This is a genomic window from Lederbergia panacisoli, from assembly GCF_024626525.1.
GTDB classification, from domain to species: Bacteria; Bacillota; Bacilli; order Bacillales; family Bacillaceae_C; genus Lederbergia; species Lederbergia panacisoli.
In genome coordinates, this window is record NZ_JANJGU010000004.1 from 111,600 (window position 1) to 129,591 (window position 17,992).

At 38.4% G+C, this 17,992-nt stretch carries 16 protein-coding genes; 2 read left to right on the forward strand and 14 right to left on the reverse strand.

What is annotated here, in order from left to right; translation table 11 throughout:
- Window positions 1–58: 58 nt before the first annotated feature.
- The 9 genes from NQ185_RS07825 to NQ185_RS07865 all read right to left on the reverse strand — a co-directional run bounded on the left by NQ185_RS07825 (window position 59) and on the right by NQ185_RS07865 (window position 9,564).
- A complete protein-coding gene (locus tag NQ185_RS07825) occupies window positions 59–1,444 on the reverse strand; it encodes a sensor histidine kinase (protein WP_257581085.1) in 1,386 nt (461 codons plus the stop codon).
- The gene (locus tag NQ185_RS07830) at window positions 1,441–2,145 is read right to left on the reverse strand and encodes a response regulator transcription factor (RefSeq protein WP_257581086.1); all 705 of its coding nucleotides are present in this window, start codon (window positions 2,143–2,145) and stop codon (window positions 1,441–1,443) included. The genes NQ185_RS07825 and NQ185_RS07830 overlap by 4 nt, the downstream gene beginning before the upstream one ends.
- Window positions 2,146–2,253: 108 nt before the next feature.
- Complete coding sequence (locus tag NQ185_RS07835; RefSeq protein WP_257581087.1) at window positions 2,254–2,757, reverse strand: sigma-70 family RNA polymerase sigma factor; 504 nt, start codon at window positions 2,755–2,757, stop codon at window positions 2,254–2,256.
- Between the two features lie 125 nt (window positions 2,758–2,882).
- Window positions 2,883–3,998, reverse strand: coding sequence for a Ger(x)C family spore germination protein (locus NQ185_RS07840; RefSeq protein ID WP_257581089.1), 1,116 nt, complete (start codon window positions 3,996–3,998; stop codon window positions 2,883–2,885).
- Window positions 3,995–5,092, reverse strand: a complete 1,098-nt coding sequence (locus NQ185_RS07845) for a GerAB/ArcD/ProY family transporter (protein ID WP_257581090.1) — start codon at window positions 5,090–5,092, stop codon at window positions 3,995–3,997. Before NQ185_RS07845 ends, NQ185_RS07840 begins: the two co-directional genes overlap by 4 nt.
- Window positions 5,093–5,154: 62 nt before the next feature.
- Complete coding sequence (locus NQ185_RS07850) at window positions 5,155–6,504, reverse strand: spore germination protein (protein ID WP_257581091.1); 1,350 nt, start codon at window positions 6,502–6,504, stop codon at window positions 5,155–5,157.
- Window positions 6,505–6,611: 107 nt separating this feature from the next.
- Complete coding sequence (locus NQ185_RS07855) at window positions 6,612–7,310, reverse strand: Crp/Fnr family transcriptional regulator (RefSeq protein ID WP_257581092.1); 699 nt, start codon at window positions 7,308–7,310, stop codon at window positions 6,612–6,614.
- 83 nt (window positions 7,311–7,393) lie between these two features.
- The gene (locus NQ185_RS07860) at window positions 7,394–9,343 is read right to left on the reverse strand and encodes a heavy metal translocating P-type ATPase (RefSeq protein WP_257581093.1); all 1,950 of its coding nucleotides are present in this window, start codon (window positions 9,341–9,343) and stop codon (window positions 7,394–7,396) included.
- Window positions 9,344–9,354: 11 nt separating this feature from the next.
- Window positions 9,355–9,564, reverse strand: coding sequence for a heavy-metal-associated domain-containing protein (locus NQ185_RS07865; protein ID WP_257581094.1), 210 nt, complete (start codon window positions 9,562–9,564; stop codon window positions 9,355–9,357).
- Window positions 9,565–9,822: 258 nt separating this feature from the next.
- Here NQ185_RS07865 and ltaS point away from each other — a divergent pair, with 258 nt between their 5' ends.
- Window positions 9,823–11,748 carry a lipoteichoic acid synthase gene (gene ltaS / locus NQ185_RS07870; RefSeq protein WP_257581095.1) on the forward strand — a complete coding sequence of 642 codons (1,926 nt, stop codon included), beginning with the start codon at window positions 9,823–9,825 and terminating at the stop codon, window positions 11,746–11,748.
- A gap of 540 nt (window positions 11,749–12,288) precedes the next feature.
- Here the strand turns inward: ltaS and NQ185_RS07875 are convergent.
- The 5 genes from NQ185_RS07875 to pxpB form a co-directional block, all read right to left on the reverse strand.
- Entirely contained in the window at window positions 12,289–12,891 is a 603-nt protein-coding gene (locus tag NQ185_RS07875) for an alpha/beta hydrolase (RefSeq protein ID WP_257581096.1), read from the reverse strand.
- Window positions 12,892–12,979: 88 nt separating this feature from the next.
- Window positions 12,980–14,386 carry a glycoside hydrolase family 18 protein gene (locus NQ185_RS07880; protein ID WP_257581097.1) on the reverse strand — a complete coding sequence of 469 codons (1,407 nt, stop codon included), beginning with the start codon at window positions 14,384–14,386 and terminating at the stop codon, window positions 12,980–12,982.
- Between the two features lie 98 nt (window positions 14,387–14,484).
- Window positions 14,485–15,222, reverse strand: a complete 738-nt coding sequence (gene pxpA, locus NQ185_RS07885) for a 5-oxoprolinase subunit PxpA (protein ID WP_257581098.1) — start codon at window positions 15,220–15,222, stop codon at window positions 14,485–14,487.
- Window positions 15,197–16,174, reverse strand: coding sequence for a 5-oxoprolinase subunit C family protein (locus tag NQ185_RS07890; protein WP_257581099.1), 978 nt, complete (start codon window positions 16,172–16,174; stop codon window positions 15,197–15,199). The genes pxpA and NQ185_RS07890 overlap by 26 nt, the downstream gene beginning before the upstream one ends.
- Window positions 16,164–16,868: a 5-oxoprolinase subunit PxpB gene (gene pxpB / locus NQ185_RS07895; protein ID WP_257581100.1), complete on the reverse strand. Its 705-nt coding sequence runs from the start codon at window positions 16,866–16,868 to the stop codon at window positions 16,164–16,166. The genes NQ185_RS07890 and pxpB overlap by 11 nt, the downstream gene beginning before the upstream one ends.
- A 112-nt stretch (window positions 16,869–16,980) precedes the next feature.
- On the opposite strand from pxpB, the gene NQ185_RS07900 reads away from it, so the two are divergent.
- Entirely contained in the window at window positions 16,981–17,886 is a 906-nt protein-coding gene (locus tag NQ185_RS07900) for a dienelactone hydrolase family protein (RefSeq protein WP_257581101.1), read from the forward strand.
- The last annotated feature ends 106 nt before the right edge of the window (window positions 17,887–17,992 follow it).

Genomic DNA, 17,992 nt, shown 5'->3' on the forward strand with positions numbered 1-17,992 from the left:
TTTTAAGTTACTATACGATTAAATGGAGTTATAAAAGTTATTAAATTATGAATAAAGGTTACATAAAAGTTACAGGGAGGACAATTCTTACAATCGTTCCTTCACTGGGCTGACTATCTATATGTAATGTTCCGTGATGACCCTTAACGATTTCCTCGCAAATGGCCAAGCCAAGGCCAGTACCAGATTCTTGATTTTTTCCTTTTACGAATTTATCTTTAATGGAATCCAATTTGTCAATAGGAATGCCGACTCCGGTATCTTGTATAGTAATCACGACGGAATCTCCATTTCCTTCACTGACCGAAATAGTAATCATGCCATCTTTCGGCGTAAACTTAAGCGCATTATCGATTACATTAATAAAAACCTGAATTAACCTATTTTTATCTGCCTTAATCTCCCCAATAGCAGGGTGAATATCCGTTAAAAATTGCACTCCTTGTCTCTCGGCCCTCGGTTGCAACTGGGACACAACTTTTTGAATAATGGCAGGGAGCTCAACATCTTCAAAAACAAAAGATAGTTTTCCGCTTGAAAGACTGGAAAGATCTAGTAAATCACTGACAAGACTCGTTAATCGGTCACTCTCATTCGTGATGATATCTAACCCCTCTTTGAATAAATCGTCGGTCGCTATTGATTGTAAAGTGATTGCCCAACCTTTGACGGAAGTTAGCGGGGTCCTTAAATCATGGCTGACTGAAGCGATAAATTCATTTTTTAGCTGTTCGTGCTTTTCCACTTGCTCGGCCATATAGTTTAACGTGTCAGCTAATTTCCCTAATTCATCATCTTGTTTTTTAGAAATCCTAGTAGTAAATTTCCCGGCTGCCATCTGTTCTGCAGCTGTAATAATATGACTTATTGGTTTTGTGATTGTTCCGGCTAGGAAATAACTAATGACAGCGGCTAAAACGACAACGATGCCGCCAATGGCAAGAAGGAGGAGGGCATTCTCGGTAAAAACTGAATTTAATGGAGCTAAAGACGTTGTTAGTCTAATCGCTCCTATTATTTCTTCGCCGACCTTTAACGGATAGCTGACAGCCATAACTTTTTCGCCATTCATCTTGCCAGTCCAATGACCTAATACACCAGTAAGGCTAATCCGAACATCTTCTTCTTGACTAAGCCTTTTCATATGACTTTTATGTGTTTCAGCTAAAACTTTTCCGTCTTTATCAATCAACTGAACTTGCACATTCACTAGAAAATTATACTGTGCTAGAAACTGTCCCGCTTCTTTTTCTAATCTTCCTTCCAGCAGCTCCTGTTCATAAAAAGCAGAGAACATTGCACCTTGATCCCGCAGTGTTTGTTGAACACCGCCTTTGTAGTACACCATTAAGGCGGATAATATGATTGTTTCAAATAACGCTACGGTAAAAATAATCAAAATTAAATAGCTCCAAACAAGCCTTTTTTTAATGCCATTTTTCATTGTGCATCCTCATCGAAAAAGGAATAGCCATAGCCCCATACCGTTTTAAGAAACGAAGGATTGGAAGGATCATCCTCGATTTTTTCTCTTAATCTGCGAATATGTACATCTACTGTTTTTGGGTCGCCGAAGTAATTTAACCCCCATATTTCATCGAGCAGTTCATCACGTGTAATTGGTTCGTTTAGTTTTTCAGTGAAAAATTTCATCATCTGGAATTCGCGAGTTGTTAATCTCATAAGCTTTCCCGCTTTATAGACTCTCTGTGTTTTAAGTTCAATCTGGAAGGGGCCTGTTTTTACTAAGTCTGGATTGACTTCTTTTATGGTTTGCGCAGTTCTTCTAAGAACGGAACGAATCCTCGCGACTAGCTCAAGAGGGTTAAAGGGTTTGACGATATAATCATCGGCCCCAAGCTCTAACCCCATGATTTTTTCCATATCTTGACCTCTAGCTGATACGATGATGATTGGGGTTCCTGGATGACGTTCGGTTAATTTTGCACAAAGTTCAAAACCATCCGCGTCTGGGAGATTTAAATCCAACAATATAAGGGATGGTTGATGTTCTTTTGCCAATTGTAGCGCTAATTTACCTTCGCCGGCTTCGATTACTTCAAAATTAGAGCGTTGCAAATTAAAAGCAATTAATTTGCGAATCGATAACTCATCTTCAACAACTAGAATTTTCCCTTCCTTCAATGGTAAGCCCCCCTAATAGTACTCTCTATAGCTTCATTATATTTGATGTTGAATTGAAAAAGGGAAATATTTTACAAAAAAAGGGGAGCAATTTTCGCTCCCTGATTTCTAGCTAGCTTTCTTCCGATATTTATCTTTTAAATGCTGAATCGCTCGATGCTGTAAGGTTTTTACTTTACTTTCCGACCAACCTAAAGTGATGGCTGCTTCTGAGATGGAGAAGCCTCGTAAAAATCTGAGATCAAGAATGACCATGTGATCGGGCTTCATATTAGAAGCGTATATTTGTTGAATTTCGTCCTTCCGTAAGACGATCTCTTCGGGAATCGGATTTGAATCTTTCAATTGAAATGCTTCGTATTCACTTAATGGTATTTCATTCTTATTTTTTTGTTTGCGGATATAATCAATGGCGACATTGCGGGCTATTGCATAAAGCCAAGTTTTTTCTCTACTTTTCCCTTCAAATGTATTGTAGTTTTTATAAACTTTCACATACACTTCCTGGACAAGATCCTCTGCCAGCTCTCGGTCTCGAATCATATAAAATAAGAACTTAAACAAATCCTGATAATAAGATTGATATAAGCGATTAAATAAAGTTTCTAACATTTCCCCTAACCCCTTTAAATCATTTTTCTGTCTACCTTATGATAAAGTCTTGGGCATGATTAAAGGTTATAAGAAGGTAAAAGTTTTCGCTTAATCTTGTAACCTTTTTGTAATAATTGATTTCCTTATTCGACTGTACCTGTACTTTTGATGGAGGTTACAACCGTTACATCAAATTTTATATTAGGGTACATTTGTGTCCATTCTTTATGCTTATCACTCGTATGAAGCCTCGTTGCTTTATACCGTAATCCGAATCCTAGCGGGTCGACACTTTCATCTTGGAATCTCGAAAGCAGTTGTAAGACATCTTTTTTCGTTTTTTCATTTGCAAGTTTACTGTACCTTTTTAATAAGGAAGGGGACAATCTTTGATTAGATTCCTCGATAATCCCAGCCATCTTAATTTTCATTTGTATTATTGGCTGCTTATTAGGTGCGGTGATTATTTTATATTTAACTTTGGAGCCATCGATGCTTACTGCGAATGACATTTTCTTATTTTTTACATTAATATCTAGCTTTTTTGTTTTATTCGCGAGTAAATTGTATATTTTCGTCTCATTGGCAGAAAGAGTGATATTATTGTTGTTTTTTGGTGCAATGATAGATCTATTAACCATTAACTTTGTTTTATTTTTATTCGCTCTGATAATGGGCAAGATCGGATCTATTCCATTCTCAACCATTTTTCTTCTTAGATCAAAGAGAAAAGTTGAAACAATATAGGCACTTTCTACTCCGTTATTAGAGAAAAAGTTGGGGAGCACTAAGGATCCAGCCATTTCTGAAGGAGGTTCTGTTTTTACCACTTTTTCAGCGGACGGTTCACCTACCCCAACCCACGATATCATTTGAATATCTCTTCTCCTAACAAGAAGATCAATTACATCTCGCAAATCTTCGTCTAAAACCTTCTTCCCAAGGATTATGACTCTAGAATGACCGAAATCCATTTCTTTGTCGAGATGTGTCTTCATAATGCGAAGGGCACTTGCGAGATTTGCACTTTCTTTTGTAACATATGTGTATTTTTTTCCTCCTTGTCCCCCTTTTTGAGCTCCGGAGGCGATTGCCATCTTTAAGGTTATTATATAAGGTTTTTCCTTGTTTTCTGACAAATCAATTCCAATAGCCATAACGAAAATTCTCTTATCAATATCCTTAAATCCACAGGAGGAGAGAAACACTAATGAGAGGCAGATGATAAGCAACAGCCCTTTTCGTATTAAAGAACTCATATTTTTGCCCTCCTTTTAATAATCCAAAAAGAAAGAATAAGAATCATCGTTAAAAAAGGCAAACAATAAAAAAAGTAAATCGTATATTCAAACAATTGGTATTCACTTAAGGAAGTAGCGGTTGTTAAGGCAATTAGCCAAAAAATGATAATGAAAATAAATGGAGTTAAGTTATTTTCTTTCCACTTGAATTTCTTAATCCAAAACAAACTTTTTAAAATTTCAACCGTTACGTGCCAATGGAGCAATAAATTTAAAAAAGTAACCGCTAAATAGAATAATAAAAATAAATATAAGACCCGTTCCATAACTCCATATTTCATCCGTAATGTATCACTTGTTGTAATGGCAGGGTAGACAAGATGATCAATTCTCTCAAAGCCATTCATTCCCATCGGAACAACATAGATTGTGAATAAAATCATAATTCCGGCTAATCCCATTAAAAATACATGCTTTATTGAGGATTGAATAGGTCTTGTTGACCAGGCACGATTAAAAATGACAAGATTTGCAATTCCAAGAAAAACGTAGAAGGATGCAGTAAAAGCAGAATATGAAGGCAGTCGGTAAATATACGTAACTGCTACCCGAACAAAATCCCACTCAAAATCTGGGCCAAGAAACGCTTTTGCTATTAAAAAAATAATTAAAGGCGAAGATATGATAAGAATTGCTTCAATGGTGTATAGGATACTTTTAGTATGCATTAAAATGCCAAATGAAATAAAAATTAAGAAGGTTGACGCAATCCACACGACAGACATATCAGGAGTTAAAAACCTTTTTAGCATAAACGTATAAGTGATTAAGGCGTTAAGACCAGCTGTAAACCAAACTAAAGCAAATAGGAGCAGAATGGGGGCATGAATCCATTTAGATAAGTACTTTTTCGCTAGTTCAGGATAATCTTTACCAGGGAATTTATTGAAAAACCAAAGGAATACGTAAATCACGAACATACCGGCAATAACAGCAAGGACCATTGATATGATTGCCCCATCTTTTCTTTCGCCTAAAAGGATTTTGGGCACTGAAACAACCATATTGGCAAACATATTAATGTATATTAGATAGTACATGTAACGGTTCATATTCTACACCCTATTTAGAAAATAATAATTGAGAGGGCTATCATTTTACTATAGTGGAAAAGCTAGGTTTCTTTATTTTTCCCTTGTATAAAGAGCTTGAAATAAGCTTCGCCATAACTTGATTTATTGGCCATCCACATTACTAATCCAATTAATGCGATTGCAAGTCCAGTCATTCCAGCGATGGTAGTAAAAAATAAAATACCATATCGACTAACCCTAATGGCAAAACTCATTTCGTTAATTGGAATGACAAATGTAGAAATCGCCACAGCGGAAACGATAATTATCAAGATATTAGAAGCCAGTGCTGCTTCTGTTACGGCCGTCCCCAAAATCAACCCTCCAACTGTAGTGGCCGTTGCACTAATTGCCTTTGGAAGTCTTATGCTTGCCTCAGTCAAAAATTCCATCACAATCAGCATTATTAATACTTCGATATAAGAAGGATATGGCACCCCAACTCGACTACCTGCCAAAGATAAAGCGAGTTCGGATCGAAATATTTCTGGATTATATGAAGTTAATCCGACATATAATCCAGGCAAGGCAATACAACTAAAAAACCCAATATAGCGAAGAAATGAGGTGAATTTAGATACCCAAAATGGATGATATTCATCTTCCATAGAGGTCATAAAATCAAAGAATACTGCCGGAGCTAGAATAGCGTTCGAATCGCCGTCCATCATAATAATGACTTTCCCGCCCGATATATTGTAGCTGATACGGTCGGTTCGTTCTGTCAAGATAGTGGTCGGCAATAAGGAGCGTTTCTTATTATTTAAGCAACGGATCAGATCTGCACCTGCGAGGATAAGATCTTTATCTATTTCCCTTAATTTTGATTTGATCTGTTTTAATGCATCTTTATTTACAATATCTTCATCATAGAGAACAGCAACCGACTGATGGACTTTATTTCCAACAGAATGCATTTCGATCCTCAAGGATGGTTGATGATAACGTTGGCGAATCATATTTATATTCGTTATGAGATCTTCGCTTAGAGCATATTGAGGACCTTGAATGGTTGGCTCTACGTTAGTTGGAAGCGGAGCATCTATATGAACTTTCTTAAAATCAAACAAGAGAATCGTTTCTTTTATACCAATAATGACGCTTCCTTTTGTTAACTCCACTAGTAATTGATCTTTCGAACTAATTTCCTGCTGGTTAGGCAGGGAGGTCAGATAAGCTTCAATATTGGTTAATGAAGTCATTTCAAAAAAAGGTTTAATAACAGTATTATGAAGCCTATCTCCATCTACAACTGTTTTAATGTATAAGAGTTCGATTTGTTTATTTTCGATATGTAGTGGCTTATGTGTAAAATCAAAGGTTGGCTTTAATTTATCTATAATCCAAGGGAAAGTAGAGGAGATTTCCAACTTTTTTGATTTAATAACCATTGCTGAGCCGCCTTTGCGAAAACGTGATATTCATTATCATTCACGATTGGCAAGAAATATATGTAAAAGCCTGAACGAAAAACAAAAAAACCGTGTGAACGGTTTTTCTATAATCCTATAAGTGCTTGTTTATCAAGAATACGAATTTTCTTAGGGGCTATTTGTTCAAGCCAACCGCGTTGCTGAAACTCCGCTAGTTTTCTACTTACAGTTTCTGGTGTTGTACCAAGGTAGGAAGCGATATCTTTTTTCGATATGGGGAGTGTAATTGTTTGTTTATCGGATTGGTCAAGCAGCTCAAGTAAATACATGGCAATTCTTTTTTCTGTATCTTCCGATGTTAAGTTGCTTACTTGAATTTCTGTTCGCTCAAGTCTACGACTGAATTCTTCAAGAACTTTTAACGAGATAGCCGGATATTTCATTAAAAAGGTTTGTAGTTCTGAACGCCTCATAATACATAACTCGGTTTTCTCCATTGTGACAGCATAATGATCAAAAGTAGATGCGGAAAATAGGGCGAGTTCGCCCATAAAATCACCAGGCTCTAAAATTCGGAGCAGCTGTTCTTTCCCTGCTTCAGATAACCGATATATTTTCACACGGCCCCGGTGAACAATATATAGATGATCGGAGTGATCTTCAGGTCCATATATCTCTTGATTTCGTTCATAGGTTACGTGTCTTGTCGTTTTTACGATTTCCTTCATTTCTCCCGGTTTCAAATGATTAAAAATCGGCACCAATGAGATGCAAAGCTGCTGCATATCATTGGCATTCGGATTAAGATGTCCGCACTCTCTCAATCGATACACGTCCTCTCGCATTTTTTCGGGCTTTATTGTCCAGCTCCAGCACCTATCGACTAGCAAACTTCTTGTCCTTCTCCCTACGATAAGTCAACATCGATTCGTCCTACCGGACTCATCGTGTTTCCTTTATCGCAAGTCTTAGGCCCTAAAGTTTGTAAGTCGATGGGCAAGGTGCTTCCGCTTTTCCCCTTATTATAACGAACGAGACGGACAGCGTTAAGGATAACGATTAGAACACTTAATTCATGAATAAGCATACCTGATGCAAGGAACACTTTTTGGAATAACACTCCTATTAGAAGAAGCAATACTGTACCAACTGCAAAAAAAGTATTTTGTTTCATATTTCGTACGGTAGCTTTTGATAGAGAATAAGCATGAGCAAGCTGATCTAGCTTGTCAGCCATCAACACAATATCCGCCGTTTCCATTGACACGTCTGTGCCTGACCCACCCATGGCGAGACCGATATCAGCGGTGGCGATTGCTGGCGCATCGTTTATCCCGTCGCCTGCCATAGCAACATGCAAGCCCCGACTTTTCAATTCTTGAATTTTGGCTGCCTTATCTTCCGGCAGCATTTCAGCGTATACTTCATTAATCCCTAAGGTAGCAGCAACTAGTTCAGCAGTGTGGCGGTTGTCGCCTGTTAACATATAGACTTCTTTTATACCAGCTGTTCGCAATTTCTTTATCGCCTGTGCGGCGTCTTGACGAATCGGATCAGCTATTGAAATAATCCCTTCCACATTTCCGTTTATTGCTGCGAAAATGGCTGTATTTCCTTGTTTTTCGCGGTTCATGGCATACGTATCCATTTCATTGGATGGTGCAATACCATTTTCCTCCATTAGCTTCCGATTACCGATTGCAAGCTGCTTTCCGTACATTATTGCTTTTATCCCATAACCTTTAATGACTTCGATTTGTTCGGGTTTAGTCGTAAGTGATAACTTCCGTTCTTTAGCTTCTTTTACAATTGTTTGGCCAAGAAGATGTTCAGATGCAATTTCCGCCTCTGCCACAATCTGCAAAAGATCATTTTCATTCATTGTATAAGTTTTGATATTTGTTACAACTGGCTTTCCCTGCGTTAATGTCCCTGTTTTATCAAATACGATTGTATTCACCCTCGCTAATTTTTCCATTATTTCTCCGCCTTTAATTAATACGCCATTTTTGGCTCCATTCCCGATTCCGGCGACGATAGAAACTGGGGCGGATATGACTAAAGCTCCCGGACATGCAATGACGAGGAATGTTAGCGTAAATTCAATGTTTCTTGTAAATAGAAAGACGATGATGGAGAGCATGACGATGGCAGGGGTGTAGATGTTCGCAAACTTTTCAAGGAATTTTTCCGTTTTTGTCTTCGATTCTTGAGCTTCTTCCACTAGCTCGATCAACTTTGCGAAAGTTGTGTCGTCGCCAACCTTTTCGGCGATTACTTCAATATAGCCGTTATCTACGATTGTTCCGCTATATACTTTATCTTTTAGCTTTTTACTGGCTGGCTGTGCTTCTCCCGTAATTGTCGCTTCATTTATAAAAGCGCTGCCTGCCACAACTATGCCATCTACCGCCACTTTTTCACCGGATTGAATAAAAACGTGATCTCGTATTTCAATTTCATCTACTCCGATACGGACCATTTCACCGTTTCTAAGAATGGTGGCTTCAAGGGGAGCCATATCAATTAAATTTTTGATAGACATTCTTGTTTTTTCTAATGTCCTTGCTTCCAGATAAGCTCCGAATAAAAAGAGGAAAGAGACAACGGCTGATTCTACATACTCTCCAATAAATAGTGCACCAATAATGGCGATAGAGACGAGAAGCTCAATACTAAAGACCCGCATTCGTAAAGATTGTATAGATTTCATAATAATTGGAATTCCGGCTATAATGGTTGATAAGATTAGGAGCATGTCTTTTATCTGACCGAATCCAATAAGATGAAAGACAAACGCTGCTAAAAGAAGAATTCCTGTCGCAACAGCTATATTTGTTTTAATCTTCTTCGTCATTTTCATCACTCCTATTTTAAGACGGGGTAACCAAGTTTTATAATCGTCTCTTTTAATTCTTTTGCTGTTACAAGGTTTTCGTCATATTCCGTTTTTACTTTGCTTGAATGAAATAATACTTTCGCTTCTTTTACACCTTTTTGTTTTTTTAAAGCTGTTTCAATTTTTTTTATGCATGAAGGACAAGAAAGAGTTTCCAATTGAAATTTTATCGTGGTCATGTAAACCGCCCCCTAAATGATTTTTGGTTTGTTTCTGTCTTCATTATAAAATCGTTCTTGACTCACTTCCTTGACGTGTATCAAGTTTGGCTAAAATTTTTCATATTTAACATTCAGTTGACATTAAGGTGAAAAGGTGCACGAAAACAGCATGTTTTAGTAAAATAATTTTAAATCCAACCTTTTCCTCTGGATTTTTTTGAAATTAGCAGTATAATATTTACGTTGTTTTGAAATTTAAAGTAAGGAGTGTTTTAGTTGGAAAGACTTAAAAAATTAGAAGTAAGTCTTCATGACAAAAACTTCCAATTCTTCCTAGTAGCTGTTTTCCTCTTTTGGATTAAAACGTATATAACGTATAGAATAGAATTTAATTTAGGAATCGATAATGAATTGCAACAGTTTTTGCTATTCATTAATCCAATCAGTTCCGCATTGTTCTTTCTCGGATTATCTTTTTTGAGTAAGAAGAAACGGTGGGGAGCGATATTAGTTGGAATTGAATTTTTGATGTCCTTTTGGCTATATGCGAATGTCGTGTATTACCGGTTTTTTGATGACTTTATTACGTTGCCGGTCATTTCGCAGCTAAAAGTAAATGGAGGCCAATCAGAAAGTGCTCTTTCATTGATGTCGCCATTAGATATTTTTTATTTTACCGATACAATCATTCTCGTATTATTGCTTGCTTTTAAAGTCATTTCTTTGAAGGCTCGTTCAAATAGGAAAGTTGCACTAGTACCTCTTGTCGCAGCTATTGCCATCTTTATGGTTAATTTATCTTTAGCTGAAGCGGATCGTCCTGAATTGCTTACAAGATCTTTTGACCGCAACTATATCGTAAAATATTTGGGGATTAATAACTTTTCGATTTATGATGGAATTCAAAGTACAAGATCATCGATTCAAAGAACGTTTGCGAGCAGCGATGATTTAACAGAGATTGAAAATAATATAAAAGCAAATTTTGCTAAACCGAATACTGACTATTTTGGTAAGGCAAAAGGGATGAATGTTATCTATATTTCGCTTGAATCGCTGCAGTCTTTTATCATTGATTACAAATTGGACGGACAGGAAGTTACACCATTTTTAAACTCACTGGCTCGTACTGGTGAAGCTTATTATTTCGATAACTTTTTTCACCAAACGGGACAAGGCAAGACATCCGACGCAGAGTTCATGATGGAGAATTCTTTATATCCTTTATCACAAGGGTCTGTTTTTATTAATAAAGCGCAAAACACTTACCAGTCAGGTTCTGCTATCATGAAACCAATGGGATATACATCCGCCACTTTCCATGGAAACTATAAAACATTTTGGAACCGGAATGAAATGTATAAGGCCTTTGGTGTTGATCAATTTTTCGATGCAACTTATTACAGCATGACTCCGGAAAATGTTAAGAACTATGGGATGAAGGATAAACCATTTTTAGAAGAATCAATGCCTTTATTGGAATCATTGCCACAACCGTTTTATTCGAAATTTATATTGCTCTCGAATCACTTCCCGTTCAAAATGGACGAAGGGGATACGTATTTCCCAGCTGGTGATTTTGGCGATAAAGTAGTGAATCAATACTTTCAATCCGCCAACTATATGGATCAAGCGTTGGAGCAATTTTTCAATGATTTAAAGGCTTCTGGTTTGTATGACAATACAGTAATAGTGATGTACGGAGATCATTACGGAATTTCAGAAAACCATAATGATGCAATGGCCCAGGTGATGGGAGAAGAAATCACACCATTTAAAAATGCCCAGCTGCAAAGAGTGCCGCTCTTTATTCATGTACCTGGACAACAAGGTAAAGTCATTCATAAATATAGTGGAGAAGTAGACGTCATGCCTACTGTCCTTCATTTATTAGGTGTCAATACGAATGATTATTTACAAATAGGGAATGACATCCTATCTTCTGAATATAAGGAATTGGTTCCTTTCCGCAATGGAGACTTTGTTTCACCTGAAGTAACGCAAGTGAATGGAAACTGCTATTCAACAGATACAGGAGAAGAATTGGATATACAGGCTTGTGAATCATCCGATCATATTACCAAAGAGAAATTGGAAATATCAGACCGGATCGTCACAAAAGATTTACTGAGATTTTATCAACCGGAAGGATTTGTTCCGGTGAATCCAGAAGACTATCAATATAACAATAATGAAAGATAACTAGAAAAGCGGGAGCGCCTTGCTCATCGACGTAAAAACTTCGGCGCCGCGGGCAGAGATAAAGGAAACACGGCGAGGGACGAGTCGATGTTGACTTATCCTAGGTAAAATGCCAAGAAGTTTGCTAGTTGATAGGCGCTGTAGCTCGACATAAAAATCCCTCATTGATTCCGCTGCATAACGGATGAATGAGGGATTTTTATATTAAAACTGATGTAGATTATTCTAGGTTCTTAAACTTGGACAGAAAGTATGATAGATACGGGAATGGTCGCTCAACGAACGGGTGCTGGACAGAGTTGATAAAAAATAAGATCACTTTTTCTATCAAGGATTCGATGCTGGACAGAATTGTGAAAAAGTAAGTACATTTGTCCATCAAAAGGTCGGTGATGGACAGAATTAGGAAAAAGCTGATTCTTTTGTCCATCAAAGGATCGGTGATGGACAAAATAATGAAAAAACAGATGACTTTGTCCATCAAAAGATCGATGCCGGACAGAATTGTGAAAAAGCAGATGTATTTGTCCACCTAAGGACTTATATAGTCAAAAACCACTCCGCCGCTTTTTCTACTTCACTTCGAGTCAGCTGGTGACCGTGATGTTCCCAATGGAGCTGGACCTGTGCGCCGGCATTTTGCAATAGTTCCTTTAAATCCTCTGATTCTTGAGGAGGGCAAAGCGGATCATTTTTACCCGCACCTATAAAAACGGATGTTCCGCTTAAGTCGGGAAGCTCGATGCCACGCCTAGGTACCATGGGGTGGAAAAGTATAGCTGCTTTTAAACTAGCCTTATAATGAAATAATAAGCTTCCTGCTATATTGGCACCGTTGGAATATCCTATAGCCACCACATTATTCCGATCAAATTGATATTCCTTTGCACTTTCATCTAAAAATCCTTTTAATTCTTCCGTGCGCAACACTAAATCTTCCTCATCAAAGACTCCTTCTGCTAATCTACGGAAAAAACGCGGCATGCCATTTTCAAGTACATTGCCTCTCACTCCAAGTAGAGAGGAGTCGGGAGAAATCATTTTTCCAATATTGATTAAATCGTGTTCTGTCCCGCCTGTTCCGTGAAGTAGAAGGAAGGTAGGGGCATTAGAATCCTGTCCCTGTTGAAAAACATGCTCCATTTTCAAACCTCCGATATAGTTTGGTATATTTTTCAGTCAGATACTATTGTATCAATAATAAAAAGCCGAAACAAAATTGTCTCGGCTTTTACACTTTTCGAACGATAAAATTATTCCCAAGCAATAGCCAATTTTGCGGGAATGGATATCCAAGTACCCAATAGCTGATGCCGCGCAGGCCGTAATCTTTTACTAAATCAAACTTTGCCTGAGCGCTGCGGGCATCTTCGAACCAAACTTCATGCTGCCTGCCTTGCTCATCTGTATAACGATAAAACGGTGTTTGTGTAATTCGGTCGTATTGAATCGAAGCGTTATATTTATCTGCCCGTCGGATCGCTTCTTGCATATCAAAAGTTTCCGCTTCTTGCCCTTTTACATGTGGGAGCAGCCAATCCCTAGCATATAATTGGAAACCCATAAATATTTTATTTCTTGGAATGACGGTTATGGCATAATCAATGACGCGGCGAATTTGATTAATGGGTGAGATCGCCTGAGGCGGGCCAAATCGGTATCCCCATTCATACGTCATAAGAACAACGAAATCGACAATTCTTCCATGAGCTGCATAATCATGGGCTTCGTATAACAAACCCTTTTGTTCACTGCTCGTTTTTGGTGCCACTGCGGTTGAAACAAAATAGCCTAATGGATGAAGTCGATTGACGGCCCGCTGTAAAAATTGATTATATAACTCACGGTCTGTTTGGCGAACATTTTCAAAATCAATATTTAAACCACGATAGCCCTTTGCTTTCATCATATTAATGACATTAGTAAGAAGGCGTTCTTGAAGCTGAACGTTTGATAGAATCGTATGGGCAAGTGTTGTGCCTGGGTCTTGGAAGGTGAAGTTGGTGATGCACATGATGGGAGCGACATTTGTTTCTCTCGCTGCTTGAATGGCCTGTTCGTCCCGGATAGATGAAAGCCCTCCATCCGCTTGCATGATATAACCAAAAGGGGACATATACGTTAAATGTTCTCCGACTTCACGAACCTCACTTCCACCTGTTTCCCCCATATTGATAATGTAGGCATTTACATCAATGATTGGTTTTGGAAAAGGGATTGTTAAGCGAGTTCCTATTAAAATATTTGGCTGCGAGAGATGATTTGTTCTCATGATTTCCCGGACGGTCGTTCCAAAGCGTTGCGCTAAATTACCTAACGTATCTCCAGCTTGGACAACATACGTTTTCGCGGGAATGATTAGCTCGATTCCTACATTAAGCATTGAAGCATTTGTTAAATGATTCATTTGAATGATGGATTGAATGGGAACGCCATATTTTTGTGCAATTTGCCAAAGTGTTTCTCCGCTACGGACAACGTGTTGTGTCGCTCCGATTGGAATGACTAGAGACTGGCCTACTAATAGCTTATTAGGATTAGGTAATTGATTTGCGGTTGCAATTTGCTGGGCAGTGCCCCCATACTGGTTTCCAATACTCCATAATGTATCTCCTCTTTTTACTACATAAATAATCATTGAACCACCCCTAACTGGTCATATGACTAATGTATGCTTGGAAAATGGCGGAGAGACTAGGAAAAGGGAGGATTGTAATATGTACCCAATCTAGAATGTTATTGAATTTTTGATAATGCTTCATGAATTTTCTTAGCAAAACTTAAAGCATGTGCACCATCTCCGTGAATGCAAATCGTATCTGCCTTTATGTTAATATCTGTTCCCTCTATCGAAGTGACTTTTTGTTCCTTCACCATTTTGATGACTTGCGAAATGGCTTCGTCCGTATTTGTAATAAGGGCATTCGGGTAAGATCTTGGGGTAAGAGTGCCGTCATATTGGTATGTACGATCGGCAAATACTTCATTTGCGGTCGTAAGTCCTATTTTTTCACCGGCTTTAATTAATTCACTGCCCGCTAATCCGTATAAAATAAGTTGTGGATCAAAATGATAGACGGCATTCGCTATCGCGCTGGCAAGAATTTCATTAACAGCAGCCATATTGTATAAAGCCCCATGCGGTTTAACGTGATGTAAAGAACCGCCTTGTGCTTTTACAAATGCGCTTAAAGCTCCAACTTGATAGAGCACGATTTCATAAGCTTCTTCAGGAGAAACAGTTATATTTCTGCGACCAAACCCTTGGAGATCAGGAAATCCCGGATGAGCTCCAATACTCACGCTATTTTCAAGTGCTAGTTTCACGGTCTTATTCATTGTCGAATGATCGCCTGCATGGAAACCACAAGCAATATTTGCCGATGAAATATAGCGCATGATTTCTTCGTCATTGCCTAGCGTATATTGTCCAAAGCTTTCTCCAATATCACAGTTCAAATCTACTTTTTTCATTTTGAATATCCCTCCATTTTAATAGGCAAACAGCCTTCATTTCCTTCAGTTCTCTTTCTTCTGCAATAATAAGTCGTTGTGCTTCTTTTAATGAAATTTCTTGAAAGCGAATAGGTTCTCCCGGACGGAGTTGGCTTAATCTTGGAAGATCGCAGCTTATAACTTCACCGATTTTCGGATATCCTCCTGTCGGTTGCCGATCTGCCATTAAAATAATCGGTTCTCCGTTTGGTGGAACTTGAATTGAGCCAAAGGTCGTTCCTTCTGTAATTAATTCAACTTTTTGTTCTGTACATAGATTGGGACCTGTCAGGCGATAACCCATTCGATCTGAGTTAGAAGTTACTTTAAAATCGGACTCTATAAATGCTTGCTGCGATTCGGCTGTAAATAGATCGTATTGACGCCCTCTTATGAAATGAAAAGGCGTTTGTTGATCATGAAGATAATTTTCGAGTTTAAAAGACATGCCCCATGAAAAGTTTTTTACTGAATATGAATAATTAATCGGAATAATATCGCCAGTTTTTAACGGACGCCCCATGTTAGCCATGGCATTTGTACTTTTGCTGCCAAGGATGTCAGGAATAGAAAATCCTCCTTTAACAGCCAAATAAGTTCGAACGCCTAAGGAGGCGGTGCCAAATGTAATGATATCACCTTTATGTACTTGAATTGGCCTTCTAGATTTAATGGCTTGTCCATTTATTTTTGGTGACATATTTGCACCAAAAATAGCGATGACCGCACTTCCATTAAACTGGATAGTAGGACCAATAAGAGTCATTTCCAGTACAGCTTCATTTTCATCGTTACCTAGGAGGATGTTTACAAGCCGGGCTGCAGTTTTGTCCATTGTGCCTCCAACTGGCACCCCGGAGGCCTGCCATCCACTTCTCCCAAGATCTTGTATGGTTGTAAATGCTCCACTTTTAATGATGTTAAGAGTCATTCTTATCCTCCCATGTATCAAATTCCTGTTTGCTGATAGGAAAAAATTGAACTTTATCCCCTGGTAAAAGCAAGGAAGGCGGCATCGCTCTAGGATTGAAAAGTTGTACTGGCGTTCTTCCGATGATTTGCCACCCACCAGGGCTTTCAAAAGGATAGACGCCAGTTTGTCCACCAGCAATTCCAACCGCCCCTCTTGGAACTTTTAATCGTGGACTCGTTCGGCGCGGCGTTGCAATTTTTGCATTCATCCCACCTAAAAAAGGAAAACCTGGGGCGAATCCCAAAAAATATATATGATATAACGTCTCACTATGAATGTTAATCACTTCTTTTTTGGTCAATCCATTTTGGGAGGCAACAAAATCTAAGTCCATAGAATAATCATCTTCGTAGCACACTGGGATCTCAATGACTTTTTCATTTTGGCTGCTTGAAATAGGAAGATTAGCAATTCTCTGTTCAAGTTCCTTTTTTACAGTTTCATAGGGAAAATCTGTCCCAACTGATGTCGGGTCGTAAAAACAAGTTAAAGTTGTATAGGCAGGAACCGCTTCTATAAATCCTGAAAATGGCTGATTTAATATGGCTTGTTTCATATTTAAAATTCGTTTATTTGTTTCTAAATTAATGTTATCTCCAAACTCTATGAGAATGGCCGTGTCACCGAGTGGAGAAAAGGTAATCTGTTTCAATTTTAATGCACCTGCTCTCGAACATTTAATGGCCTGATAAAATGCAGGACTTCATGAGTTTGTTGCCGAACCTTTTATATTAATCATAATTTTAACATAGGAGATGATTCAGATGACAATGGAAAAACGTCGGGAAGAACTATACGAATTGCTTGGTGATCTTCCGCCGCGAACGCAGCCAATTTCATCAAAAAAACTAAAAGAGGAGCGGTTGTCCCATTACATTTTAGAAGAATGGCAGCTAGATTTAAATGGAGAGGAAGTAGTGCCTGCTTATTTTGTGCGGCCAATAACAGGTGATGGTCCATTTCCGACTATTATTTTTAATCATTCCCATGGGGGCTTTTATGATCATGGGAAGGAAGAATTAATTAAAGGAAATGTGTATTTGCAAAATCCTCCTTATGCTGAGGAGTTAGTGAAGATGGGTTATGCCGTGCTAAGTATCGATGCATGGGGTTTCGGTCAACGCAGAGGGAGAACTGAAGGTGAAATATTTAAAGAAATGCTTTGGAAAGGACAAGTGATGTGGGGGAAAATGGTTTATGATAGTTTGCGAGCGGTGGACTACGTTACATCCCGTCCTGATGTTGATAAAGATAGAATTGGCACAATGGGGATATCGATGGGAAGCACGATGTCATGGTGGCTCGCGGCACTAGACCCCCGAATAAAAGTATGTGTGGATTTATGCGGTTTGTGCGATTTTCAGTCTTTAATAGAAAGTCGTGGACTGGAGGGTCATGGAATATATTATTACGTACCCAAATTGCTCAAACATTTTACAGCTTCTGAGATTAATGCTTTGATAGCACCACGCCCTCATCTTAGTCTCGCAGGAAACTATGACCGCTTAACACCTCCTAAAGGGCTTGATATCATCGATGAAAATTTAAAAATAGTTTATGAGGAACAAGGTGCACCGGAAGCTTGGAAGTTACTTCGATATAATATCGGCCACTTTGAAACAGCAGATATGAGGTACGAGGTGAAGGCATTTTTGAAGAATTGGTTGTAATGTTATAAAGTTTATCGTGACCTTGGTAGTGAAAAAATAAGTCGTGGGGTTACGATGAGCGGTTCATCGTGACCTTATACGCAGAAAAATAAGACAGAAGGGCACA

What these genes read in the sequence shown, in the direction of transcription:
- NQ185_RS07900 (WP_257581101.1), top strand. Translation starts at nt 16,981, where the DNA reads ATGACAATGGAAAAACGTCGGGAAGAACTATACGAATTGCTTGGTGAT.
- NQ185_RS07835 (WP_257581087.1), bottom strand. Translation starts at nt 2,757, where the DNA reads ATGTTAGAAACTTTATTTAATCGCTTATATCAATCTTATTATCAGGAT.
- NQ185_RS07880 (WP_257581097.1), bottom strand. Translation starts at nt 14,386, where the DNA reads ATGATTATTTATGTAGTAAAAAGAGGAGATACATTATGGAGTATTGGA.
- NQ185_RS07890 (WP_257581099.1), bottom strand. Translation starts at nt 16,174, where the DNA reads ATGACTCTTAACATCATTAAAAGTGGAGCATTTACAACCATACAAGAT.
- NQ185_RS07860 (WP_257581093.1), bottom strand. Translation starts at nt 9,343, where the DNA reads ATGACGAAGAAGATTAAAACAAATATAGCTGTTGCGACAGGAATTCTT.
- NQ185_RS07825 (WP_257581085.1), bottom strand. Translation starts at nt 1,444, where the DNA reads ATGAAAAATGGCATTAAAAAAAGGCTTGTTTGGAGCTATTTAATTTTG.
- pxpA (WP_257581098.1), bottom strand. Translation starts at nt 15,222, where the DNA reads ATGAAAAAAGTAGATTTGAACTGTGATATTGGAGAAAGCTTTGGACAA.
- NQ185_RS07865 (WP_257581094.1), bottom strand. Translation starts at nt 9,564, where the DNA reads ATGACCACGATAAAATTTCAATTGGAAACTCTTTCTTGTCCTTCATGC.
- NQ185_RS07845 (WP_257581090.1), bottom strand. Translation starts at nt 5,092, where the DNA reads ATGAACCGTTACATGTACTATCTAATATACATTAATATGTTTGCCAAT.
- NQ185_RS07840 (WP_257581089.1), bottom strand. Translation starts at nt 3,998, where the DNA reads ATGAGTTCTTTAATACGAAAAGGGCTGTTGCTTATCATCTGCCTCTCA.
- NQ185_RS07850 (WP_257581091.1), bottom strand. Translation starts at nt 6,504, where the DNA reads ATGGTTATTAAATCAAAAAAGTTGGAAATCTCCTCTACTTTCCCTTGG.
- NQ185_RS07875 (WP_257581096.1), bottom strand. Translation starts at nt 12,891, where the DNA reads ATGGAGCATGTTTTTCAACAGGGACAGGATTCTAATGCCCCTACCTTC.